The 22,529-nt window shown below is 72.2% G+C and carries 25 protein-coding genes; 17 read left to right on the top strand and 8 right to left on the bottom strand.

All coding sequences use genetic code 11. The annotated features are described in order from the left end of the window. The first annotated feature begins 67 nt into the window (after positions 1-67). Both I5Q34_RS23835 and I5Q34_RS23830 read left to right on the top strand, forming a co-directional pair. Entirely contained in the window at positions 68-1,120 is a 1,053-nt protein-coding gene (locus I5Q34_RS23835; RefSeq protein WP_199894435.1) for a LacI family DNA-binding transcriptional regulator, read from the top strand. Between the two features lie 338 nt (positions 1,121-1,458). Then, the gene (locus I5Q34_RS23830; protein ID WP_199894434.1) at positions 1,459-2,118 is read left to right on the top strand and encodes a pentapeptide repeat-containing protein; all 660 of its coding nucleotides are present in this window, start codon (positions 1,459-1,461) and stop codon (positions 2,116-2,118) included. A gap of 23 nt (positions 2,119-2,141) precedes the next feature. Here the strand turns inward: I5Q34_RS23830 and I5Q34_RS23825 are convergent, their stop codons facing one another. Both I5Q34_RS23825 and I5Q34_RS23820 read right to left on the bottom strand, forming a co-directional pair. After that, positions 2,142-2,666 (bottom strand): hypothetical protein, encoded by a 525-nt coding sequence (locus tag I5Q34_RS23825; RefSeq protein WP_199894433.1) that lies wholly within the window; start codon positions 2,664-2,666, stop codon positions 2,142-2,144. Positions 2,667-2,827: 161 nt separating this feature from the next. Further along, complete coding sequence (locus I5Q34_RS23820) at positions 2,828-3,448, bottom strand: hypothetical protein (protein ID WP_199894432.1); 621 nt, start codon at positions 3,446-3,448, stop codon at positions 2,828-2,830. A 355-nt stretch (positions 3,449-3,803) separates the two neighbouring features. Between I5Q34_RS23820 and I5Q34_RS23815 the strand changes: the two genes are divergently transcribed. The 3 genes from I5Q34_RS23815 (at position 3,804) to I5Q34_RS23805 (ending at position 4,892) form a co-directional block, all read left to right on the top strand. Further along, positions 3,804-4,262, top strand: coding sequence for a hypothetical protein (locus I5Q34_RS23815; RefSeq protein WP_199894431.1), 459 nt, complete (start codon positions 3,804-3,806; stop codon positions 4,260-4,262). Beyond that, positions 4,259-4,582, top strand: coding sequence for a transcriptional regulator (locus I5Q34_RS23810; RefSeq protein WP_199894430.1), 324 nt, complete (start codon positions 4,259-4,261; stop codon positions 4,580-4,582). Before I5Q34_RS23815 ends, I5Q34_RS23810 begins: the two co-directional genes overlap by 4 nt. A 103-nt stretch (positions 4,583-4,685) precedes the next feature. Next, on the top strand, positions 4,686-4,892 hold the full coding sequence (locus I5Q34_RS23805) for a hypothetical protein (RefSeq protein ID WP_199894429.1): 207 nt from the start codon (positions 4,686-4,688) through the stop codon (positions 4,890-4,892). 545 nt (positions 4,893-5,437) lie between these two features. Here the strand turns inward: I5Q34_RS23805 and I5Q34_RS23800 are convergent. Further along, entirely contained in the window at positions 5,438-5,692 is a 255-nt protein-coding gene (locus I5Q34_RS23800; RefSeq protein WP_199894570.1) for a hypothetical protein, read from the bottom strand. Positions 5,693-5,864: 172 nt separating this feature from the next. Between I5Q34_RS23800 and I5Q34_RS23795 the strand changes: the two genes are divergently transcribed. Together I5Q34_RS23795 and I5Q34_RS23790 are read left to right on the top strand one after the other, a co-directional pair. Beyond that, entirely contained in the window at positions 5,865-6,791 is a 927-nt protein-coding gene (locus tag I5Q34_RS23795; protein ID WP_234429447.1) for a helix-turn-helix transcriptional regulator, read from the top strand. Next, positions 6,736-6,972, top strand: coding sequence for a DUF397 domain-containing protein (locus I5Q34_RS23790; RefSeq protein WP_199894427.1), 237 nt, complete (start codon positions 6,736-6,738; stop codon positions 6,970-6,972). Before I5Q34_RS23795 ends, I5Q34_RS23790 begins: the two co-directional genes overlap by 56 nt. On the opposite strand, the gene I5Q34_RS23785 is transcribed toward I5Q34_RS23790, so the two are convergent. Beyond that, on the bottom strand, positions 6,956-8,410 hold the full coding sequence (locus I5Q34_RS23785; RefSeq protein ID WP_199894426.1) for an FAD-binding oxidoreductase: 1,455 nt from the start codon (positions 8,408-8,410) through the stop codon (positions 6,956-6,958). The two genes, I5Q34_RS23790 and I5Q34_RS23785, sit on opposite strands and share 17 nt — an antisense overlap. 103 nt (positions 8,411-8,513) lie before the next feature. Here I5Q34_RS23785 and I5Q34_RS23780 point away from each other — a divergent pair, with 103 nt between their 5' ends. The 7 genes from I5Q34_RS23780 (at position 8,514) to I5Q34_RS23750 (ending at position 14,839) form a co-directional block, all read left to right on the top strand. Then, positions 8,514-9,236: a TauD/TfdA family dioxygenase gene (locus tag I5Q34_RS23780; protein ID WP_199894425.1), complete on the top strand. Its 723-nt coding sequence runs from the start codon at positions 8,514-8,516 to the stop codon at positions 9,234-9,236. A gap of 121 nt (positions 9,237-9,357) precedes the next feature. After that, positions 9,358-9,711, top strand: coding sequence for a MiAMP1 family antimicrobial peptide (locus I5Q34_RS23775; protein WP_199894424.1), 354 nt, complete (start codon positions 9,358-9,360; stop codon positions 9,709-9,711). 157 nt (positions 9,712-9,868) lie between these two features. Further along, on the top strand, positions 9,869-11,467 hold the full coding sequence (locus I5Q34_RS23770) for an ABC transporter substrate-binding protein (protein WP_199894423.1): 1,599 nt from the start codon (positions 9,869-9,871) through the stop codon (positions 11,465-11,467). Positions 11,468-11,487: 20 nt separating this feature from the next. Next, positions 11,488-12,447 carry an ABC transporter permease gene (locus I5Q34_RS23765; protein ID WP_199894555.1) on the top strand — a complete coding sequence of 320 codons (960 nt, stop codon included), beginning with the start codon at positions 11,488-11,490 and terminating at the stop codon, positions 12,445-12,447. Next, entirely contained in the window at positions 12,440-13,264 is an 825-nt protein-coding gene (locus I5Q34_RS23760) for an ABC transporter permease (protein ID WP_199894422.1), read from the top strand. Before I5Q34_RS23765 ends, I5Q34_RS23760 begins: the two co-directional genes overlap by 8 nt. Positions 13,265-13,305: 41 nt before the next feature. Beyond that, positions 13,306-14,193 carry an ABC transporter ATP-binding protein gene (locus I5Q34_RS23755; protein WP_199894554.1) on the top strand — a complete coding sequence of 296 codons (888 nt, stop codon included), beginning with the start codon at positions 13,306-13,308 and terminating at the stop codon, positions 14,191-14,193. Continuing rightward, on the top strand, positions 14,186-14,839 hold the full coding sequence (locus I5Q34_RS23750) for an ABC transporter ATP-binding protein (protein ID WP_199894421.1): 654 nt from the start codon (positions 14,186-14,188) through the stop codon (positions 14,837-14,839). Before I5Q34_RS23755 ends, I5Q34_RS23750 begins: the two co-directional genes overlap by 8 nt. A 320-nt stretch (positions 14,840-15,159) precedes the next feature. Here the strand turns inward: I5Q34_RS23750 and lysX are convergent, their stop codons facing one another. Next, entirely contained in the window at positions 15,160-18,534 is a 3,375-nt protein-coding gene (gene lysX, locus I5Q34_RS23745; protein WP_234429446.1) for a bifunctional lysylphosphatidylglycerol synthetase/lysine--tRNA ligase LysX, read from the bottom strand. A 212-nt stretch (positions 18,535-18,746) separates the two neighbouring features. Here lysX and I5Q34_RS23740 point away from each other — a divergent pair, with 212 nt between their 5' ends. Further along, entirely contained in the window at positions 18,747-18,941 is a 195-nt protein-coding gene (locus tag I5Q34_RS23740) for a hypothetical protein (protein WP_199894420.1), read from the top strand. 27 nt (positions 18,942-18,968) lie between these two features. Here the strand turns inward: I5Q34_RS23740 and I5Q34_RS23735 are convergent, their stop codons facing one another. Then, positions 18,969-20,216 carry a phosphodiester glycosidase family protein gene (locus I5Q34_RS23735; RefSeq protein ID WP_277965747.1) on the bottom strand — a complete coding sequence of 416 codons (1,248 nt, stop codon included), beginning with the start codon at positions 20,214-20,216 and terminating at the stop codon, positions 18,969-18,971. 203 nt (positions 20,217-20,419) lie between these two features. Between I5Q34_RS23735 and I5Q34_RS23730 the strand changes: the two genes are divergently transcribed. Then, positions 20,420-21,298 (top strand): phosphatidylinositol-specific phospholipase C/glycerophosphodiester phosphodiesterase family protein, encoded by an 879-nt coding sequence (locus tag I5Q34_RS23730; RefSeq protein WP_199894419.1) that lies wholly within the window; start codon positions 20,420-20,422, stop codon positions 21,296-21,298. On the opposite strand, the gene I5Q34_RS23725 is transcribed toward I5Q34_RS23730, so the two are convergent. Beyond that, entirely contained in the window at positions 21,240-21,737 is a 498-nt protein-coding gene (locus tag I5Q34_RS23725) for a hypothetical protein (protein WP_199894418.1), read from the bottom strand. The genes I5Q34_RS23730 and I5Q34_RS23725 overlap by 59 nt on opposite strands. A gap of 144 nt (positions 21,738-21,881) precedes the next feature. Between I5Q34_RS23725 and I5Q34_RS23720 the strand changes: the two genes are divergently transcribed. Further along, positions 21,882-22,220, top strand: coding sequence for a hypothetical protein (locus I5Q34_RS23720; RefSeq protein ID WP_199894417.1), 339 nt, complete (start codon positions 21,882-21,884; stop codon positions 22,218-22,220). 7 nt (positions 22,221-22,227) lie between these two features. Here the strand turns inward: I5Q34_RS23720 and I5Q34_RS23715 are convergent, their stop codons facing one another. Then, positions 22,228-22,422, bottom strand: coding sequence for a hypothetical protein (locus I5Q34_RS23715; protein WP_199894416.1), 195 nt, complete (start codon positions 22,420-22,422; stop codon positions 22,228-22,230). Positions 22,423-22,529 lie beyond the last annotated feature (107 nt).

Genomic DNA, 22,529 nt, shown 5'->3' with positions numbered 1-22,529 from the left:
AATACTTCCGTCAAGAACTAATGCGCTTTAGCCTGTTGAGTGCCAACGCCCGGAAGGAGGGTCGGTGATGCGCCGTGTCCCGGCCCGCCGTCCGACGATCAAGGACATCGCGCGGCGCGCGGGCGTCTCCGAGAGCGCGGTCTCCTTCGCGCTCAACGGCCGTCCCGGCGTCTCGGCCGCGACGCGCGCCCGGATCCGGCGGGTGGCCGAGCAGCTCGGCTGGCGGCCCAGCACGGCCGCCCGCGCCCTGTCCGGGGAGGGGACGGCCACCGTCGGGCTCGTCCTCGCCCGCCCCGCCCGCACCCTCGGCGTCGAGTCGTTCTTCCTCCAGCTCGTCTCGGGCGTTCAAGAGGCCCTGGCCGAGCGGTACTTCGGCCTGCTCTTCCAGGTGGTGGAGGACGTGTCCGCCGAGTGCGCCGTCCACCGCCGCTGGTGGGCGGAACGGAGGGTGGACGGCGTCCTCGTCGTCGATCCGCGCGAGGACGACCCCCGCCCCGCGCTGCTGGACGCCCTCGGCCTGCCCACCGTGATCATCGGCGCCCCGGCCGGCCCCCTGCCGCCGCCCACCGGCGCGATCTCCACCCTCTGGGCCGACGACACCGCCGCCATGGCCGCCGTCGTCGGCCACCTCCACGCACTCGGCCACCACCGCATCACGCACATCGCCGGGCTCCCCGGCCTCGCCCACACCCGCCGCCGCATCGCCTCCCTGCGCGCGGAGGCCGACCGGCGGGGCCTGCACCATGTCGCCTCGGTGATCACCGACTACTCCGACGCCCAGGGCGCCGAGGCGACCCATCGCGTCCTCGCCGCCCCGGACCCGCCCACCGCGCTCGTCTACGACAACGACGTGATGGCCGTCGCCGGCCTCGCCGCCGCCGGACGCCGTGGCCTGTCCGTCCCCGGCGACCTCTCGATCGTCGCCTGGGACGACTCCATCCTCTGCCGAGCCACGCACCCTCCCCTCACGGCTCTGTCCCGCGACACCGCGGCGTTCGGCCGCCGCGCGGCCCGGCACCTCCTCGCCCTTCTGGACGGCGCGCCGTCCGCCTGCGTACGGGCGGATCCGCTGCGGCTGGAGGCGCGGGGGAGCACGGCGGTTCTCCAGAACGGATCGTGAGCGGGGCCGCCGGATGCCGCGGTCGGAGGCCCGAAGCGCAGAATGGATTTGGGGGAAGTGCGCGGGCGGGGTGCCCGCGGTTGCCGGAGCGGGTCAAGCCCCGGGCTCAGAGGGCGCCTTGGCGCTTTCGAGGGACTCGATATCGAATCGGGGCAGGGAGAACGTCACAGCAGCGGTTGTGTCATTTGCTACGACTAATCCCTTTTGTGGGGATCTTGGCGTGGTGAGCGCTCGGCTCTCGAAGCCCCTCTTCCCGCTCGCGCCGATTGGGCAAAAGCGCGCGGGCGACGGTAAGCATGGGGCCTCCCCGCCATTGCCCTCCTCCCGGAAGGAAACCCATGCGAGCCCGTGCCCCCCGAGACCTGGCCGCCCTGCCGTTCGCGCACCGCCTGCAGCCCTTCACCGGCGAGATCGAGCACGCGGGCAATTACGAGTGGCTCCACTTCGACGGCTCCGTCCTCGAGGACGCGGACGGCGGCAGCTCCCTCTTCAGCGAGTCGGCCTTCTCCTCGGCGACCTTCGACGGCGGCCGGTACCGGCGCTCCCGCTTCGACGACGTGTGGCTGCACAACGTCCGCATGGTCGGCACCAACCTCGCGGAGACGCGCTGGCTGGACGGCGAGTGCATCGGCGGCGTACTCGCGGGTGTCGAGATCCACGGCGCCGAGATGTACCGAACCGTCTTCCACCAGTGCAAATTCGACTCGGTCAACCTGCGCGCGACCCTGCTCAAGGACGTCGTCTTCGTCGACTGCCTCCTGCGCGACGTGGACTTCGGCGGGGCGACCCTGACCGACGTCTCCTTCCCCGGATCGACCCTGGACGGGGCCCGTTTCGACCGGGCCACCCTGACCAGGGTCGACCTGCGCGAGGCCGGTGCGCTGTGCATCGCCTCCGGACTGGAGGGGATGAAGGGCGCGACGATCAGCACGACCCAGCTGTTCGACCTGGCGCCCGCCCTGGCGCAGTACGTCGGCCTCACTGTGAAGGACCACTGAGCGGACGGCGATGTCGTCCCGCGTCAGAGCACCCCGCGCAGGTCCGCCACCGGCATGCCCTGCTCGGTCCCGGGCGCGACGTACTTGCGATGGCGGCCTTCGGCGAACATGTCACGCAGGTACATGCCGGGGAAGTCGAGCGGCTCCGTCCGGTCGGCCAGCGCGATGCGCACCCGGTAGGCCGTGTCCCCATGACGAACCAGTACGTCGCACCAGTCCGGGAGCGGCGACTCGACGCCGATCAGGGTCACCTGTTCGTCCGCCAACGGCTCGATCCATGTAGCCATGTCTTCCAGCAGCCAGGCCATCTGCATCCATGAGGGTGCCTCGGTGGCGGGCTGCCAGTCGTACTCGCGCCGGCCTTCACGCCCCGGGACCGGGGGCGGCTCGCCTCCCGCGTAGAGAGGCGGTTCGCCCGCGACGCCGGTGTCGGTGAAGGCGAGCTGTCGGGAGCTGATCCTGAGCTCGGACACGCGGTAGCCGTCCGCACCGAGATCGAAGGCGGCTTCGGACGCGCGGGTGAGGAATCGGCTGTCTGGGCCGGCCACGGGTCTCCTTCCCCGACGGGGAGCTCGGCTTCCCCCGATGCCCGGACGGTATCGGGGGAAGCCTTGTGGGCTGAGCGGCGGTCGTACGTCAGCGGACACCGAGGCTCGCTGTACGCATCAACGTAGCGACCGACCGGCCACGGCGGCCGGCTGAGGTGTTCCTACCTCGCGGCCGGCACTGCCTTCTCGTTGACGCCGGCCTTCACTTCCGCGGCGCGCAGGGAGCGCGCGAACGGCTCGTACGCGGCCGCGTACTTGTCGTTGCCCTCGGCCGCAACGGAACGGCCGTTGGCCTTGGCCAGCGCCTTGGTGACCCAGTTGGGACACCTGGTGATGCCCACGCAGTACTGGGTGATCACGCCCTTGTCCTGATTGTCGCGGAGCTTCTTCTCGTTGACCGTCAGCAGAACCTTGTACTGCTTGACCAGCCTGCACACGCCGTTGGTGCACCTGTACTTACCCGCGTAGCCCGTCTGGCGATAGGACTGGCCGCCGATGTGCTCCCGATTGGGCGACTTCGCGATGTACTCGACAGCCGAGTACTTCGTGATGTTGTGCTTCTTCTTGACCTTGGTCCAGCCGAAGCCCTTGTCCGTCGAGGCGTTGTAGTAGCCGAGACGCAGCGATGCCTTGCCGGGGCCCCGGTAGTCCAGGTGCTTGAGGATCTTGTAAGTCGGGGCCGCCTGCGCCTGTGCCCCGCCGTCGGTCGCGGCGGTGGCCGTGCCACTCGCGGCGCCTCCGAGAGTGACGGTCACCGCCAGCGCAACCGCGGCTGTCTTCATGCGTTTCATTCGAGCTGTTCCCCCTATGTGAAGCCGGCGCACCGGTGAGGTGCGCCGGTTCAGTCTAGGTCGCATGCGGCGCAAGTCAACTACTGTGCACGCAGGGGGAGTTGACCTTGCGCTGGCGACTTCAAGGGCTGGGGACTGTCCGGCGGATCTTGTGACTACTAGGGCCTGTGTGACGTCGTGATCAATCGGCCGCTCGGAAGGGTCAGCCACCCGCCAGTCGCGTCCCCGACTCGCGGGGCGGTACGCATCGAGCGGGCTGACCTGGTTGCGGCGTGAGCACCATGCTTGACTTTCCCGTTGGGAAAGTGTGACGCTGGCTTTCCCAACGGGAAAGAGAGGTCTCGTCATGGACACCGCTTCAGAACAGGCCCGCGCCTCGCTCGACGCGGCCGAACGCGCCCGTCGCCAGGTGGCCGAGGAGATCGGCCTGCCCCGTGGCTACTGGTGGGCCATGGCCGCCGGCTGGCTGGTGCTGGGCGTATGCGGCGCGGTGCTGCCGTGGCTGGCCGGGATCGCAGCGGGCCTCTTCGGCGCAGGACACGCGATATTCGCCTCGCGTCTGCTCAGCGGGCGGCGGCGCACGCAGCAGATCCAGGTGAGCGCCTCGATCGCCGGCCGCCGCATCCCCGTGATCGTGGTCGGCATGGTGCTCGGGCTCGTCGCAGTCACCATCCCGGTGGCGCTTGCTCTGGACGCCGACGGTGCCGATCACGCAAGCATCTGGGCGGGGGGGCTGGTGGCGGTTGTCGTGGGGTTCGGCGGACCGGACATCCTGCGCGTACTGCGTGGTTGGGTGCGGGCATGACGACGGCGAGGTTCGACGAGCTGATCCACCCCAGCACCCGCCTGTCGCTGGTGGCGGCACTGGCCGCCGCCGACTGGGCTGAGTTCGCCTTCCTCAAGGACCGGCTGGGACTGTCGGACTCGGCGCTGTCCAAGCAGCTCGCGACGCTCGAAGAGGCCGGTTATGTCGCGACCGAACGCCGGGTCTGCGGCAGCCGCCGACGGGTACGGGCCCGGCTGACCCGCGCCGGGCGGGATGCCTTCGACGGTCATCTCGCGGCGCTGCAGGCGATCGTCATAGACGCCACACGTCCAGCCGAAGGGTCGACGACCCACTCGTAGGGCCCGTATTGAGTCGTGATCAATCGCGCGATCCTGCTCAAGGATGTCGTCTTCGTCGACTGCCTCCTGTGTGACGTGGACTTCGGCGGGGGGCAGCTGACCGATGTCTCCTTCCCCGGGTCGACCGACCCTGGACGGGGTTCGTTTCGACCGGGCCGCGCTGACCGGGGGCGACCTGCGCGAGGCCGCCGCGCTGCGCATCGCCTCCGGGCTGGAGGGGATGAAGGGCGCGACGATCGGCACGGCCCAGCTGTTCGACCTGGCGCCCGCCCTGGCGCAGCACGTGGGCCTCGCCGTGAGGGACAACTGACGGCGGTTGCACGGCCGGAGGGACATACGGCCCGTCAGTCGGCTGTCCCTTTCGTCTCGGGCCCTCCGGGCCCAAAGAAGCGGGCTACGGCGGGGGAGGGGGGCGGGCCGGTGTCTGTCGCCGGGTGCGGCCGCCGCTCCCATCGCCGCCGAATTGCGGGCGGTTTGGGCTGTGCGCAGCCACTGAGCAAGGGTGTTCCGCACCCCAACTGCCCGCAATCCAGCATTCAACGACCACATGGCTGCCGCACGGCGCACCGGGCCTTCCGGTCCCGAGTCCGAGCCGCACCGAACCGTCGGCCCCGGCCCTCCTCTTCCGTAGCCCGCCATCTTTGGGCCCGGAGGGCCCGAGACGAAAGGGCCAGTCGGACGACGGCAATGTGTGTCGGGCGTGGTGGGCGATGTACGCGGCCGCCACCTTGTCGGCGTACGGGCCTGCCCCGGCCGCGAACGCGGCCCGCCATGCCGTGTCGAGCCGATGGCAGAGGGCGCAGCCGTCGACGGGGACGGGCATGGCGGGCGGGCCGCTGGAGTGGGGCAGCGGGATCATGGGTTCCCCCAGAGGTTCGGGGTGGCCGCCTCTTCCGTTTCCTCCGTCACGACCGCGGGGCCGACCCAACTGACCCTCACCCGGCGCCGGTTCTGGGGGTGGACCCCCGACTGCCGCCGCTCCTCGGGGGTGGCGAGGCGCAGCGTCTCGGCCCGGGCTTCCCACTCGCGGCCGCCTCCGGGCGGCCGTAGCCAGACGTTCTGGCCGGTCCTGTCCATGACCTGGCCGACCCTTTCGCGCCGCGTGTCCATCAGCCACGCACCTCGGGGGAACTCCGGTCCCGTTGTTCGCATGTTCGATCCTCTGGGTGTCCCGCCCGGGGGGAGCGGGAATCAACTGGGAGGATCAGATTCCAGCCACGCGGAGCCGCTGACCAGGGTATTTTGCATGCCAAGTCCGCAGTGGAATGGGGGAATTGAACGCATGAGCGAGGAGCGCGTGTCGCCTGCCGTGGAGTTCGGCAAGGAGATCAGGATCGCTCGCGAAGCTCGGGGGTGGTCGCAGGCGGAGCTCGCTCACCGGATGCACTTCCAGCAGCCGTACGTCAGCAAGGTCGAGACAGGGCAGCAGCTGGCGAGCCCGCAGTTCGCGGAGCAGTGCGACCGGGTGTTCGGGACGCCGGGGGTGTACGCGCGGATGCGGCAGAAGGCTGCGGATGCGGGGAGTCCTGTTTGGTTCATCCCGTATCTGGAGTTGGAGCGCGAGGCGCTGGCCGTCTGTGACTACTCGAGCGTTACGGTGACAGGGATCCTGCAAACCCCGGAGTACGCAGAGGCCATCTTCCGATCTGCTCACCCGCTGGAGTCGACAGAGCAGATCGACGTGCGTGTGGCCCAACGAATGCGGCGACGTGAGCTGTTCGACAAGCCTAATCCTCCGAGGATGTGGGTGATCCTCCACGAGTCGGTGCTGTGGGCCGATCGAGGTGGGCCTGAAGTCATGCGGGAGCAGCTACGGTTCCTGGCGGGCGTCACGGAGTCGCCGAACGTCATGCTTCAGGTCTTCCCGTTCGGTGCTGGAACTCCGGCTCGTGGATTGCCCTTTAGTGTGGTGACACGTCGGAACGGAACCGAAGTTCTGTACGAAGAGAACTACACGCGAGGGCAAGTGACCGACTCGGTGAACGTAGTTGCCGAAGCTCGGGACGCATACGAGCGGCTGCGTGCTGATGCTTTGTCGCCTGACAGATCGCTGTCGCTCATCCGGAACGTCATGGAGGCACGCAGACATGAAAACCAACCGCGACCTACGCTTGGAGTGGATCAAGTCGAGTCACAGCGAGGGCAACGGAGGCATGTGCGTCGAGTGGGCCCCCGGGTTCATCTTCGGGGCCGTCCCAATCCACGGTGAACCAGAGTGGGGCAAGTCGAGTCACAGTGAGGGGAACGGTGGCGAATGCGTCGAGTGGGCCCCCGGGCCAACATCCGCCACCGTCCCCATCCGCGACAGCAAACGCCCCCACACCCCCGGCCTCCTCATACCCACCCCCTCCTGGTCCGCCTTCGTGGCGCACGTCAAGAACGGGACATAGCGAGACGCAAATACGCGGCCACCCGCTCCACCCTCCCCTCATCCGCCTCGGACACCGCCCGCAGGATCTCCGGCTCCAGCGCGACGCCCCGCCCGAGGCGGTCGAACGACCGTCGGGCACGCTGCCGGTACATGTCGCTGATCACCGACATGTCGATGAACGAATAGGGGAGTCGGAGCCCGAACTCCACCGATGTGGCCACCATCTCGGCGGCGTACAGCTCGACCGCCTCCGGCACGGTCATCGTCTCGATCGGCGCACGGCCCGGTTCGAACACCGAGTACGGACCGGGCCCGTAGGACGCCGGCTCCGTCAGCAGCCGGGCCAGGTGCTCCGCGATGACGGGCGAGCCGTGGAAGCCGTCCCGGTACGTTCCGGTCGCGAACAGGAGTCCCGGAAGCGGTGATTGGCCGAGGAGGGGGAAGGTATCGAGCGTAATGGGGCGGAATCCGTAATGCCAGCGCTGGGCCGCCGAGTAGCTGACGCGTTCGTCGAACTGCTCCCTGGCCCGTCGTAGCAGGAACTCCACCTGGCCGACGAATGGCCCGCGCGGCTCGTCGAAGCGGACGCTGTTCGTCGCGCCGATGTACTCACGGCTCCCGCCCAGCGGGACGATGTGGAGGCCGCACGCCTCCGACTGGACGGGCGTGCGCACCACTTCACGGAACCCGGGCCCGTCCGTCCGCAAGGTCTCCACGGCGGAACCGCTGCCGTACAGCACGGGCTGGACCATGCCGGGCGGCAGCTGGTCGACCAGCCGCTGCGTCGCCGCGCCCGCCGCGAGGACGACGCTGCCGGCCGCGACCGTCCCGCCGGAAGCCAGCCGTACGCCGACGGCCCGCCCGCCCGACACGACCAGCCCGGTCACCTCGTCGTCCACCGGCTCGACGCCGCGCCGGGCCGTCGCGGTCTCCAGCAGCGCGAGCACGGCCCGGGCGTCGACCGCTCCTTCGCGTTCGAGGTGGAGCGCGCGCAGCGGCCGCTCCTGGGGGAGTGGGGCCAGCCCGTCGATCTCCTGGGGATCGATCTCCCGGTGCCGCTCGCCGTACTTGGCCGCGGCGGCGAGGACGGCCTCGTAGTTCTCGGTCACGCACGATGTGGCCTGTGCGCCCAGCACCACGAAGGTGCCCTTGACCCGGGGGACGGGAGTCCCGTCGGCTTCCGCCTCCAGGCGGTCGAGCCACCGCGGCCAGGCGTCGAGCGCGGCGCGGGCGAGCGCGAACCTGGTTTCGGAGGCGGGGTGCGCGCCGGTGAGCGCGGTGACGTCGCCGAAGCAGTTGAGCATCGCCCCCGCCGCCACGGTGGCGGCGCCGGGGCGCGCGGCCCGTCCCACGACCACGGTCCGTGCCCCGGGCGCCCGGACCGCCACCTCATAGGCGATGGACAGCCCCAGTACCCCGTTCCCGACCACGACCGCATCGGCCGTCTCCGCGCTCATCACGCACCAACTCCCCACTCATCCGCCGACCTTGACCGGACGGGTCCTTCCTTCCCCTCCCGGCCCATTGACCAACCCGGGGCGGGTGCCCAGCCTGGTCGGCATGAAGACCGTGCGAGAGGGCTTCGTGGCAGAGACCGCGTCGGCGGACGAGGTGCGGCAGGCGCTTGCCGGGCACGGCGTGGTGGTCGTACGCGGCCGTCCGGACCCGGACGCGGCCGCGCTGGAGGAGTTCGCCCGCGCCCTGGGCGCACCGCAGCCCGTTCCCCAACTCCGTTACTACCCGCCGTGCCAGGGCAGCGCGTACGTGCACGTCATCGACAGCGCCGCGGAGAAGGGCCCCGACGTCGCGCGCTGGCACACCGACCAGTCCTTCCTCCCGGACCCGGCCCGGTACACCGTCCTCCAGGCCCAACTGCTCCCGGCGCGGGGCGGGGACACGCTCTTCGCGGACATGGTGCGCGCCTGTGAGGAACTCCCGCCCGGCTGGAGGGAGGCACTGGACGGCGCCACGGGCACGCACGTCCACCCGCTGCGGGGCGAGACGGCGCGGCATCCCGTCGTCATCACGGTCCCGGGGAGCGGCCTGCGGGCCCTGTACGTCAACGACTGGTGCCAGACCGACCTGCGCGGGGTCGGCCAACCGGCGCCCACCCTGGCGGACTTGATCGCGCACGCCGCCCGGGAGGAGTTCGTCCACCGGCACCGCTGGAGCCCCGGCGACATCGTGGTCTGGGACAACAGGCGGGTCCTGCACCGGGCCACACCGATCGGTCCGGGAACGCGCCGGATCATGCACCGGGTGGTCGTGGCCGGTGGCCGCTGAAAGCCGGACGGCCGCCGAAAGCCTTGGGCAGGCTTTCGAGCAGGATCGAAGGGTGGGGCGGATGCTCCCGGAGCGCGGCTAGCTTCGGAACAGCACAACAGATCCGAAAAGGGGGAAAGCAATGCCCAAGTTCGCATTCGGCCGTCGTGCGGCGGCCGCGCTCGTGGCGACGGTTGCGATCGGTGGCCTCTCGGCGGTTCCGTCGACCGCGGCCGAGGCCGGAGCCGACGGGATGACGTCGTCCTTCGTCGCGTACGAGGGGACGAGCTTCAGCGGACGCTCGGCCGACATCAACGGCTGTGGTTACCACCAGATCCCGTTCCACGGGTCCTACAAGTGGGTGCCGCGCGGGCAGGACGGCCGCATGCACAACGCGGCCGACGGCCGTGACCCGGTGCACACCGTGCTCCGGAGCAACCGCGGCGCCGAGCAGTCCACGCCCTTCGGCTGGCAGTCCATCTACATCGTCTGCTGAGTTCCATCGGCCGACTGGGGCTCCGGGTGCCACAGGGCGCCCGGAGCCCCTGCGTGCACGGCCCCCAGTCCCCCCGCCACCAGCCCATACGGTTTAATTGCGAGCGATTCGCAAGAGCAATGAACCGAGAGCAACCGAGAGCAAAGGAGCGCGGCACATGACGGCCCGATCCATTCGGGGAATGGCCGCCATGGCCATGGCAGGCGTCCTCGCCGCGGGAGCCGCGACCGCCTGTTCCAAGCCCTCCTCCGACAAGGGGGCCAAGGGCGGCAAGGACTCCCTCGTCGTCGGCCTCGCCAACGAGCCCGACACGCTCAGCCCGCTCCTCGGCTACGGCAAGGACGGCAACTCCAAGATCTTCGACGGGCTGCTGACCCGCGACGCCGGCATGAAGCTCAAGCCGGCGCTCGCCGCCGCGCTCCCCGAGGTGGCCGACGGCGGCCGGACGTACACGTACAAGCTCCGGCACGGCGTGAAGTTCAGCGACGGCAAGCCGTTCACCGCGAAGGACGTGGTCTTCACCTACGAGACCGTCCTCGACAAGAAGACCAACAACGAGGCCAAGGGCGAGCTCGACGCCATCGACAGCGTCACCGCGCGCGGCGACGACACCGTCGTCTTCAAGCTGAAGTACGCCTACGCGCCGTTCGCCGAGCGCACCGTGCTGCCGGTCGTCCCCGAGCACGTGGCCAAGGGCCAGGACGTCAACACCGGTTCGTTCAACACCAAGCCGATAGGCACCGGCCCGTACGTTCTCACGGGCTGGGGCAAGGGCGAGAAGCTGACCTTCACCGCCAACCCGGACTACTGGGGCGGCGAGCCGAAGATCAAGAAGCTCACCATGGCGATCATCAAGGACGACGACGTCCGCGCCACGCGGCTGCGCTCCGGCGACCTGGACGGCGCGATCCTGCCCCCGAACCTCGCCGACGGCTTCAAGAAGGACTCGGGCAAGAAGATCATCACGGCCCGGACCACGGACTTCCGCGGTGTGACGCTGCCCACGGCCAACAAGGTCACCGGCGACATCGCCGTCCGCCGCGCGCTGGACCTCGCCGTGGACCGCAAGGCCATGGTCGCCAAGCTGCTGGAGGGCGCGGGCCGCGAGGGCTACGGGCCGGTGCCCACCGACAGCCCGTGGTTCGCCAAGGGCACGGAGCGCCCGTACGACCTGGGCAAGGCGAAGAAGCTGCTCGACGACGCGGGCTGGAAGGCCGGCGGCGACGGGATCCGGGAGAAGGACGGGGAGAAGGCCGAGTTCACCCTCTGGTTCCCCGCCGGTGACAAGCTCCGCCAGGAGCACGCCCTCGCCTTCGCCTCCGACGCCAAGAAGGCCGGCGTCAAGGTTTCGGTGCAGAGCGGTACGTGGGAGGTCATCGAGCCGCGGATGAAGAACGACGCGGTGCTCGCGGGCGGCGGCAACCCGGCCGACCCCGACTTCGACCTCTACAACCTGCTCCACTCCTCCCTCGCCCTCGACGGCTTCAACAACATGGCCGCGTACGACAACCCCGAGGTCGACAAGGCCCTGGAGGAGGGCCGGCACGCGAGCGACAAGGCCGCCCGCAAGGCCGCGTACGACAAGGTCCAGCGCGGTCTCGCCGACAACCCCGGCTACGTCTTCTTCACCCACGTCGACCACCTCTACGTCGTGGGCGACGGCTGGCAGGACCTGACGACCCAGGTGGAGCCGCACGACCACGGCCTCGGCGCGGGCCCGTGGTGGAACGTCGAGGCGTGGCAGCCGAAGAAGTGAGCGCCCTGCCCTGGGGCGCGATGGGCCGCATGGCGGGACGGCGGCTGCTCGCCGCCGTCCCCGTGCTGGCCGTCGTGACCTTCGCCGTCTTCGCCGTCGCGGCGGCCTCGCCCTTCGACCCGGCCTACGCCGGCTCCTCGGGGCCGGTCGCCGGGCGGGAGGTGCTCGACCAGGTCCGCGAGAACCTGGGCGCCGACCGCCCGTTCGCCGTCCGCTGGTGGGACTGGCTGAGCGCCGCCCTCACCGGCGACCTCGGCGACTCCACCACCCTGCGGCAGCCGGTCGCCCAGGTGATCGGCGAGCGCATCGGCTGGTCGGTGCTGCTGTGCGGGGTGGCCTTCGTCCTCGCGGTCGTCGTCGGAACCGTCATCGGTGTGCTCGCCGCGCGCCGCCGGGGCGGGTGGTTCGACCGGATCGCCAGCGGGCTGGCGTTCGTGCTGGAGGCGGCGCCGCCGTTCTGGATCGGGCTGCTCGCCGTGTGGTTCTTCGCGCTGAAGCTGGACGCGCTGCCGGCCGGCGGGCTCACCGACACCGGCAGCGACGCCGTGACCGCCGGCCAGGTGCTCTCCCATCTGGTGCTGCCCGCCTGCGTCCTCGCGGTCACCCAGCTGCCGTGGTTCGTCCTCTACGTCCGGGAAGGGGTCGGCGACGCCCTCGCCGAGGACCCCGTGCGCGGCGCCCGCGCCCGCGGCCTGAGCGAACGCACCGTCCTGCTCGGGCACGCGCTGCGCTCCGGCCTGCTGCCCGTCCTCACCCTGATCGGCTCCCGCGTGCCCGAACTGATCACCGGGGCCCTGCTCGTGGAGACCGTCTTCAGCTGGCCCGGCATCGCCTCGGCCACCGTCGAGGCGGCGACCTCCGTCGACTTCCCGCTGCTCGCCGCGCTCACCGTGCTGGCCACGGCCGCGGTGCTCGTCGGCAACCTGCTGTCCGACCTGCTGTACGGGCTGGCCGACCCGAGGGTGGGCTTCGATGGGTGACCGGCTGCGCATGCGCCTGTCCGCGGCCTTGGTGGCGCTCGTCGTCCTGACCGCCGTGGTCGCTCCGTTGGTGTGGCCGCTGGACGAGCAGGCCGTCGATCTCGCCGCCAAGCTGCAACCGCCGTCCTGGGCCCACCCGTTCGGCACCGACGAGGTCGGCCGCGACCTGCTGCTGCGCTGCGTCCACGGGCTGCGCGTCTCGCTCCTCGTCGGCGTCGTCGCCGCGCTCGCCGCGACCGTCGTCGGCACGGCGGTGGGCACGCTCGCGGGCGCGCTGGGCGGGTGGGCCGACCGCGTGGTGATGCGCGTCGTCGACCTCTTCTCGTCCGTGCCGCACCTGCTGCTCGGGATCTTCGTCGTGGCCATGTTCCGGCCTGGCGTCTGGCCGGTCGTCGCGTCCGTCGCGGTCACCCACTGGCTGTCGACCGCGCGGATCGTCCGCGCCGAACTGCTGTCGCTGCGCACCCGCCCGTTCATCGACGCGGCGATATCCGGCGGCGCGTCACGGTGGCGCGTGACCGTGCGGCACCTGCTGCCCGCGGTGCTGCCGCGGGCCGGGCTGGCGGCGGTCCTCATGGTCCCGCACGCGATCTGGCACGAGTCCGCGCTGTCGTTCCTGGGCCTCGGGCTGCCCGCCCACCGGGCCAGCCTCGGCGCGATGGCCCAGGCGGCGCGCGGCACGCTGCTGGCGGGGGACTGGTGGCCGACGCTCTTCCCCGGCCTGTTCATCATCGTGCCGACGCTGGCCGTGGCGGGGCTGGCGGGGGCGTGGCGCGCCCGGCTCGATCCCCGCCGCCGATCGGAGCTCGCGCTGTGACGCCTCTCCTGGAGGTCCGTGACCTGACCGTCCGCTTCCGCATGCCGGCGGGCGGGGAGGTGGCGGCCGTCACCGACGCCTCTTTCCGGCTGGATGCCGGAGAGTGCCTCGCCCTCATCGGCGAGAGCGGCTGCGGCAAGTCCGTCCTGGCCTCGGCGCTGCTCGGGCTGCTGCCGGGCAATGCGCGCGCCACGGGCCGGGCGTTGCTCGGCGGGGACGACCTCGACCTGCTGTCGGCCGGTGAGCGCGTGCTGGCCCGCGAGGTGCGGGGGCGCCGCATCGGCCTCGTCCCGCAGAGCCCGTCCGCGCACCTGACGCCCGTGCGCACGGTGCGCTCCCAACTCCGCGAAATTCTGCGTGAGTTGACCGGGCGGCGCGACGGCGAGAAGGCCGCCGCCGCGCGGGCCGCGTTCCCGGCCGACCACCTCGACCGCTACCCCCACCAGCTCTCCGGCGGCCTCGCCCAGCGCGCGGCCACCGCACTGGCGCTGGTCGGCGACGCGCCGTTGCTGCTGGCCGACGAGCCGACGACGGGGCTCGACCGCGACCTGGTCGAACGCACCGCGGACGAACTGCGCCGCCACGTGGACGAGGGGCACGCCCTGCTGATGATCACGCACGACCTGGCGGCGGCGGAGCGGATCGCGGACCGGGTGGCGGTCATGTACGCGGGCCGCATCGTCGAACTCGCCGACGCGACCGACTTCTTCGGTACCGCGGGCCCCCGCCACCCCTACGCCCGCGGCCTCCTGGACGCCCTCCCGGAACGCTCCTTCAAGCCCATCCCCGGCATGCCGCCGGAGCTCGGCGCCCTGCCCGAGGGCTGCGCCTTCGCGGCGCGTTGCCCTTCGGCGACGGACGCCTGCGGGGTCGTCCCCGCCTTCGACGGAGCCGTCGCCTGCCACCACGCCGGGAGCTCCCGTGCTTGAACTGCGCCACATCACCGCCGGATACGACCCCCGCGACCCGGTCGTCCGCGACGTCTCCCTCGCCCTGGCCGACGGCGAGTCGGTCGGCCTGCTGGGCCCCAGCGGCTGCGGCAAGTCGACCCTGGCGCGGGTGGCGGCCCTGCTGCACCGCCCGTACGCGGGGTCGGTCGTCCTCGACGGCGAACCGGTGAGCGGCTGGCGCCACCGGGCACCGCGCTCCCAACGGACAGCCTTCGGCGTGATCTTCCAACAGCCCCGCCTCTCCGCCGACCCGCGCCTGCGGCTGCGCGACCTGATCGCGGAACCGCTGCGCGCGACGGGCCGCCCGCGCACCGACGTGAGCGCCCTCGCCACCTCGGTGGGCCTCTCCGACGAACTCCTGTCCCGCCGCCCCCACCAGGTCAGCGACGGCCAGCTGCAACGGGCCTGCCTGGCGAGGGCGCTGGCGCTGCGGCCGCGCTGGCTGATCTGCGACGAGATGACGGCGATGCTGGACGCGTCGACGACGGCGGCGCTGGTTTCCGTGGTCGAGGAGTACCGGAGGGGGAGCGGGGCGGGGTTGCTGGCGGTGGGGCATGATCCGGTGCTGTTGGGGCGGTGGTGCGACCGGGTGGTCGGGTGGGGGGAGTTGGGCGGCGGGGGTTGAGGGGGTTGGTGTGCCCCGGCCCCGCCCTTTCACCGTTTCTTCCGGGGCCCCGCCCCTCGGCCCGGCATTGCGCTCCGCGCGGGGGCTGCGCCCCGGGCGCCCTGGGCGGGGCTTCGCCCCTGCACCCGCTGGGGGCTCCGCCCCCTGGCCCCCTTTTCGGGGCTCCGCCCCTGGCCCCCGAAGCGCCCTTCGGGCGCTGTCCTCAAGCGCCGGACGGGCTGATTCGGCGCGCCATTTCAGCCCGTGAGCGCGGTGCCGGGCCCCGGGGCGCAGCCCCGGAAGAAACGGTGAAAGGGCGGGACCGGGGCACAACACCCCCCTCACAAATGCCGCACCAGCGGAAACGGCAACGTCTCCCGAATAGACAACCCCGTCAGAAACATCACCAGCCGATCCACCCCCACCCCCAACCCCCCCGTCGGCGGCATCGCATACTCCAACGCCCGCAAAAAGTCCTCGTCCAGCTCCATCGCCTCCGGATCACCCCCCGCCGCCAGCAGCGACTGCGCCGTCAGGCGGTTCCGCTGCTCGACGGGGTCGGTCAACTCCGAGTACGCCGTGCCCAGTTCCGTGCCGAAGGCGACCAGGTCCCAGCGCTCGGCGAGGCGTGGGTCCACCCGGTGCGGGCGGGTGAGCGGCGAGACGTCCGTCGGGAAGTCCTTGTAGAAGACCGGGAGCGTCGTCCGTTCCTCCACCAGACGCTCGTACATCTCCAGGATGACGTCCCCGCGCCCGTGTTCGGGCCGGTGGGGGACGCCCGCCGCGTCGCAGAGCCGCCGCAGTTCGCGCTCGGAGGTGTCCGGGCCGACCTCCTCCCCGAGCGCCTCAGAGATCGCGCCGTGCACGGTCCGCACCGGCCACACGCCGGAGATGTCGTGCTCGACGGTCTTCCCGGAGGAGGGGTCGGTCCGCAGGGCGACCGGCGCGCCGTGCGCGGCGATCGCGGCCTCCTGGATCAGCTCGCGCGTCAGGTCCAGCATCACGTCGTAGTCGGCGAACGCCTGGTACGCCTCCAGCATGGTGAACTCGGGGTTGTGCTTGTAGGAGACGCCCTCGTTGCGGAAGGTGCGGCCCAGCTCGAAGACCTTCTCCAGGCCGCCGACGCACAGCCGCTTCAGGTACAGCTCGGGGGCGATGCGCAGGTACAGGTCCAGGTCGTAGGCGTTGATGTGGGTGGTGAACGGGCGGGCGTTCGCGCCGCCGTGGACCTGCTGGAGCATCGGCGTCTCGACCTCCAGGTAGCCCCGCTCCGACAAGCCGCGCCGCAGCGCCTGGACGGCGGCGCTGCGCGCCCGCACCGTGCGCCGGGCCTCCGGCGAGACGGCGAGGTCGACGTAGCGCATCCGCACCCGCGCCTCGGGATCGGTGAGCCCGTACCGCTTGTCGGGCAGCGGCCGCAGGCACTTGGCGGTGAGCCGGGCGCGGGTGACGAAGAGGGTGAGCTCCCCCTTGTCGCTGGAGCCGACCTCGCCCTCGGCCTCGATGTGGTCGCCGAGGTCGAGGCGGGTGAAGCGGCGCAGCAGCTCGGGGCCGGATCCGTCGCGGGAGACGGCCAGTTGGAGGTCGCCGGACCAGTCGCGGAGCACGGCGAAGGCGATCCCGCCGTGGTTGCGCAGCAGCAGGACGCGTCCGGCGACGGCCGCCCGGTCGCCGGTGCGCTTGCCCGGGGGCGGCGCGCCGTGCGCCGCGTGGACGGCGGCGCAGGTGTGGGTGCGGTGGGCGGTCGGCGGGTACGGGTCGACGCCCTCGCGGCGCAGCCGGTCCAGCTTGTGGCGGCGCACCCGCACCTGCTCGGGCAGGCCCTCGAGTTCGTCCTTGACCAGCTCCCCGGCGGCGTCGGTGCCGAGTTCGAGTTCGGACAGCGGGGGCAGTCCGGCCGTGGACGCCGGGCGGGCGGCGCCCCGGGCCCGTCCGCGTCCCCACAGCTTGCCGAGGCTGGGCACCGAGACGAAGCCCTCCGCGATGCCGGACGCGAGGCCGATCCGGGCGAGGGCGCCCGCGTCGGCGTAGCACAGGAAGCGCGGGTGCCACTCGGGGTCGTACTTGACGTTGGAGCGGTAAAGGGCCTCCAGCTGCCACCACTTGGAGAAGAAGAGAAGCAGCTTGCGCCACAGGCGCAGCACCGGCCCGGCGCCGATCCGCGCGCCCTCCTCGAAGGCGGCGCGGAACACCGCGAAGTTCAGCGAGATCCGCTTGATCCCGAACCGCCCGGCCTGGGCGCACAGCCGGGTGACCATGAACTCCATGACGCCGTTGGGCGCGGCCCGGTCGCGGCGCATCACGTCCAGGGAGACGCCGTCCCGTCCCCAGGGCACGAAGGACAGCAGCGCGATCATGTTCCCGTCGCTGTCGAACGCCTCGACGAGCAGGCAGTTTCCGTCGGCGGGGTCGCCGAGGCGCCCCAGCGCCATGGAGAAGCCCCGCTCGGTCTCGGTGTCCCGCCAGGCGTCGGCCCGCCCGATGACCTCGCCCATCTCCTCGTCGGTGAGCGAGGCGTGCCGGCGGACGCGGACGGTCGCGCCGGTGCGCTCGACCCGGTTGACGGCCTGTCGGGTGACCCGCATCTCGCGGCCCTCCAGGTCGAAGTGGGCGACCTGCAGGATCGCCTCGTCGCCGAGCTGGAGCGCGCCCAGCCCCGAGCGGGCGTACGCCCGGGCGCCGGCCTCGCTGGCGCCCATCACGGCGGGCTGCCAGCCGTAGCGGCCGGCCAGCTCCAGCCAGGCGTCGATCGCGGGCGTCCACGCCTCGGGGTCGCCCAGCGGGTCGCCGGAGGCCAGGCAGACGCCCGCCTCGACCCGGTAGGTGACGGCCGCCTTGCCGCTGGGGGAGAAGACGACGGCCTTGTCCCGGCGGGTCGCGAAGTAGCCCAGCGAGTCGCAGCCGCCGTAGCGGGCGAGCAGGGCGCGGATGCGCGGCTCCTCGTCGTCGTGGAGGGCGGCCTCCAGGCGCTGCGAGCGGAACAGCGTCATGGTGGCGTTGATCAGGGCCAGCGCGCCGAACAGGCCGAGCAGGAAGTAGACCGGGTGCGGGGGGTGCCCGGTGAAGGCCCGGCCGCTGACCAGCCCGCCGCACACCTTGTTGGCGACGAACATCAGCCGGTTCCCGCCGCCGCGCTCCAGCGAGCCGGGGAACAGCGACACCAGGCCCCAGCCCACCAGGGTGCCGACGGCGAGCCCGGCCACCAGCACCAGCAGCGCGCGCAGGAACGCACCGCGCCGCACCTGCGCGCGGAACTCGTGGCGCGCCAGCACCAGCAGGGCCATCGCCGCGAGCGAGAGCACCAGCGACGGGACGGTGTCCCAGTAGTCGGCGGCCAGCAGCAGCACGTCCGCGAGGACCAGCAGCGCCAGGTAGGCGAGGACGAACCAGAGGGCGACGCGCTTGCGGGCGGCCGTCGCCGTGGCGAGCAGCAGCAGGAAGACGGCGTAGGCGAGGTTGGGGGCGGTGGGGACGGTCAGGGTGTCCAGGGTGTCGGTCACCGGGTGGGCGCCGCGCCGCAGCGGCGGGATCAGCGAGGTCAGGGCGCAGAAGACGCCGAGGAGACCGAAGAAGAGCGCGAAGCCGTCGGGCACCCGGTGCAAGCCCCCGCTTTTCACCGCATGGCGCCAGGGGAAGTCCGGCTCACCGTCCTCAGCCGTCCGGACCTCCGTCTTCTGCGTCGTGGTGCGCCCGCGCTCCCGGACTGTGCGGCTCATTCCGTCAGCCTAGGCAGGCCCGGCACCGTCCGCTCGTCGAACATCCCTAGAACGTAGGCGCGTGGAGTCACCCGTCCCGACGGGAGCTTTGCGGCCACCCGGGCCCCAATCACTGATGTGCCACCCGAAAGGAGCACATTCACAGTGAGAGGGGACATGCCGCGATACGCGACACTGAGCGGACGTCCGCAGCTCCGCCGAGGAGGTACGTCATGGCCGTTTCGATCTCCGTGATTGTGTTGCTCGTCGTTCTGGCCGTGGTGTTCCTCCGCAATGGTGGCCTGCGGATGTCCCACGCGCTGGTCTGCATCCTGCTGGGCTTCATGCTCGCGAGCACCAGCATCGCGCCGACCATCTACCACGGCATCACCGCCACCACGAACCTGGTGGCGAGCGTCCGTCCCTGAACCCCGGTACCGAGGCCGCCGGGGTCGTCACCTGACGAAGACGCCGATCCCGTTGGCCACCGCCCGTTCGGCGCCGCCCGACGGATGGTTGCGCACCGCGGCCCGGCCGCCGTGCGGATCGCGGGTGACCAGCGTGCTCGACCCGCCGCCGTCCAGGTTGAAGGCGTCCTCGGCGCCCAGGTCCCGCATCGTGGCGGCCAGTTCGGCCAGCGTCAGGCCGCTCCGGTAGGCGGCCCGGCCGTCCAGCGCCAGCAGGTACAGCCGGTGACCGTGGCCGCCCACACCCGCCGCGGTGCGCACCGCGCCCGTCACCGCGTCCAGTCCGCGCAGCGCCCGGCCGTCGCGCAGGATCGGGAAGCCGCCCAGCGCGCACCGCAGCGCGCCGCCCTCGCGTGATCGCAGCCGCCGCACCACGTCCACCTCCTCGCCGACCTCCAGCCGGCTCAGGTCCCGCGCGCCCCCCTCGCGCCCGACCAGCACCACCGTGCCCCGGGGCACCGGGCCCCGGCCCGGTCTGCGCGACACGGCCGTCACCCGACCTCCCCGCACGGTCACCTCGTAGGTGGTGCGGCTGCACGGGGCGCCCCGGTCGTTGTCCGTCCCGCAGGTCGCGCGCAGCCGTGACGCGGAGCCCCAGTCCGCGGTGTACGCGCCGACGCCGCCCACCGGCAGCGCGTACTGGTTGAAGCCGCTCAGCTCCAGCTCGTCCTCGCCGGCGCGGACGACCCCGTCCAGCCGGAGCCGGTCCAGCCGCGCCACCCGGTCCGTGCCCACGGCCAGGACGTCCTCCGTCGAGACCCCGCGCGGCGTGTCCGGGCCGAAGCGCTGGCCGTACGGCACGGCGGCCTTCAGTGACCGGCCGCCCGCCACCGCCGGGCCCACCGGCGCGCCGGTGGCCTCCACCCCCGGGTGCTGCTGCTCCGCGATGTTGAAGAAGTCCCCGTTCACCCCGCCCACCGCGCCCCGGCGGTCGGCCAGTTGGGAGATCCCGGACCGCGCGGCCACCGTTCCGGGGTACAACAGGTCCACCGACACGCGTCGTTCCCGCAGGTCCACCGTCAGCAGGTGGCCGTGGGCCGGGCCGTGACGTCCCTTCAAGGAGAACTCCCGGTAGCCCACGCCCGGGGCGACCGCCGACACCGCGCCCACGCGCAGTTCCGCGCCCTCCCGCGCGGGAGCGGAGGAAGCCGACCACGCCGTGCCCCCGCCGACCAGCGAGACCCACGCCACCAGCACCGACAGCACCGCGCGCACGCGGCTTCCGCGTCTGCTCACCCTTGACCCCAGAGACTCGTCAACTCCACCACACCGCAGGGGCCTTATCCCTGCCCCGGAAGAACGGCAGTGAAAGCACCGGCGGCGAACCGGGCAACTCTCGGCACGTCCCTGCCGAACGGCCCTTCGGGCCTCGATACTCACTCGCAGCAGCACGCTCGCCGCGCGCCTATGCACCGTTCACCGGAGGGACCGTGACCCCGATGACTCCTCGCGCCGGACGACCGCGCCCCACGCGCCGGACCGCCGCCGTCGCCCTGGGGGCCGCCCTCGCGGCCTCGTTCGCCGCACCCGCCCGCGCCGCGGCGGGGGACACCGGAACGCCCCTGCCGCCGCTGCGCCACGCGCACGCGCACAACGACTACGAGCACCCGCACCCGCTCACCGACGCCCTCGCCCACGGGTTCGACAGCGTCGAGGCCGACATCTGGCTCGTCGACGGACAGCTCCTCGTCGCCCACGACGCCGGTCGACTCGACCCGCGCCGCACCCTGGAGGCCCTCTACCTCGACCCGCTGCTGCGCCGCGTCCGCGCCAACCACGGCCGGGTGTACCGGGGACACGACCGCGGTCTGCAGCTCCTCATCGACATCAAGACCGCCGGCGACCCCACCTATCGCGCCCTCTCCCGTCACTTGCGCCGCTACCACCCGATGCTCACCGCCGCCGCGGACGGCCGGGTGCGGCGCGGGGCGGTGACCGCCGTGGTCTCCGGCGACCGGGGCGCGCGGGGGCCGATGGCGGCGGAGCGGGTGCGGCACGCCTTCTACGACGGGCGCCTCGACGACCTGGGAACGGGCGTGCCCGCCTCGTTCGTCCCGCTCGTCAGCGACGACTGGGGACGGCACTTCACCTGGCAGGGCGTGGGCCCGATCCCGGAGCACGAGCGGGCGGAACTGCGGCGGATCACCGCGACGGCGCGCGGCGAGGGGAGACGGGTGCGCTTCTGGGCCACGCCCGACGCGCCCGGACCGGCGCGGGAGGCGCTGTGGCGGGAGCTGCTGGCGGCCGGGACCGGCTACCTCAACACGGACGACCTCGCGGGGCTGGAGGCGTTCCTCCGCCGCGCAGTTCGCCGATGACGCGGCGCAGTTCCCGCTCGGGCACCTCGGGCAGCAGCCGGGCCACCGCGTCGAGCAGCTTGCCGAGCAGGAACGTGGTGTCGGGTGTGCCGCGGACCAGCTCGCACACCGTCTCGGTGTCCTGCCGCCACACGGATTCCAGGAGCAACGCGACATGGGGGGCCGCCTCCTCGTCGGTCGGGACCCAGCCCGGTTCGTCCGGCGCCCGGCCGGCGAGCCGGCGCAGCACCCGGTCGGCGACTCCGGGCAGATACACCTTGCCGACCGCCTCGTTGGCGATCCAGACGAGCGCGGCGACCAGGTAGCGCGTCTCCTCGCCGGCCGCCTCATCGGGCAGACAGTCGTCGAAGGCCCGTTGATTGCCGTGCCGGAAGGCCAGCAGGAGGCGGGCGGCGCGCGCCTTGGCCTCGGTGACATTCTGGTTCGTATCAACAGTCATCCGGCAAATCGTACGATCGGAGAATCATTTCGCGCGGAGCGCCACGCGGGCACGGGGTGACGGAATGTCAGGGTCCGGGGTGGAATGTGTACCGGTCCCGTCACCGCGCACCGGACCGCGGACGGGTGCGCGCAGGCTGGTCCCATGGCCGATCGCTCCTTCGGACCGCCTCCGCCGTCCCCCGGCGGACGCCGGTGGCTCCTGTACGTCCTGGTCGCCCTGGTGGCACTCGGCGGGATCGCCCTCGGGACGGCCCTGCTGACGAAGGGCGGGAGCGGGGGTGGCACGGACCCCGCCGGCCCCGACCGGACGGCGTCGGGCTCACCGTCCACCCCCGCCCTCCCCAGCGGTCTTCCTTCCGGCCTTCCTTCGGGCCTGCCTTCCGGGCTCCCGTCCGGCCTGCCCACCGCACTGCCCAGCGGCCTGCCGACAAGCCTGCCGACGGCGCTCCCGTCCGGGCTGCTGGGCGGCGGTGCGGGGTGACGGGCGTTCAGGCGGCGACGAAGCGGCCCTCGTGCTCGCCCCGCAGGCGGCCCGGCGGCAGCCTGCGGCCGAAGGCGAGCAGCAGGAGGTCCTGCGCCGTGCCGTGCAGGGGCGCTCCGGTTCCGTAGGACCAGTCCAGGTCGTCGGCCCGCAGGGTGCGAAGATCACACCGACCGGGGGTCGGTGCGCCCCAGGAGGGCACGCAGGGTGGTGGTTTTGTGGCCCCGGTCCCTCCCCCAGAGGGGGTACCCCCACTTTCACCGTTTCTTCCGGGGCTGCGCCCCGGGGCCCGTAACGCGGCTTCGCCGC

This window comes from Streptomyces sp. AV19 (genome assembly GCF_015999245.1).
Lineage (GTDB): Bacteria > Actinomycetota > Actinomycetes > Streptomycetales > Streptomycetaceae > Streptomyces.
The sequence above is the reverse complement of the archived record's forward strand: the minus strand, read 5'-3'. Positions and strand labels throughout refer to the sequence as shown.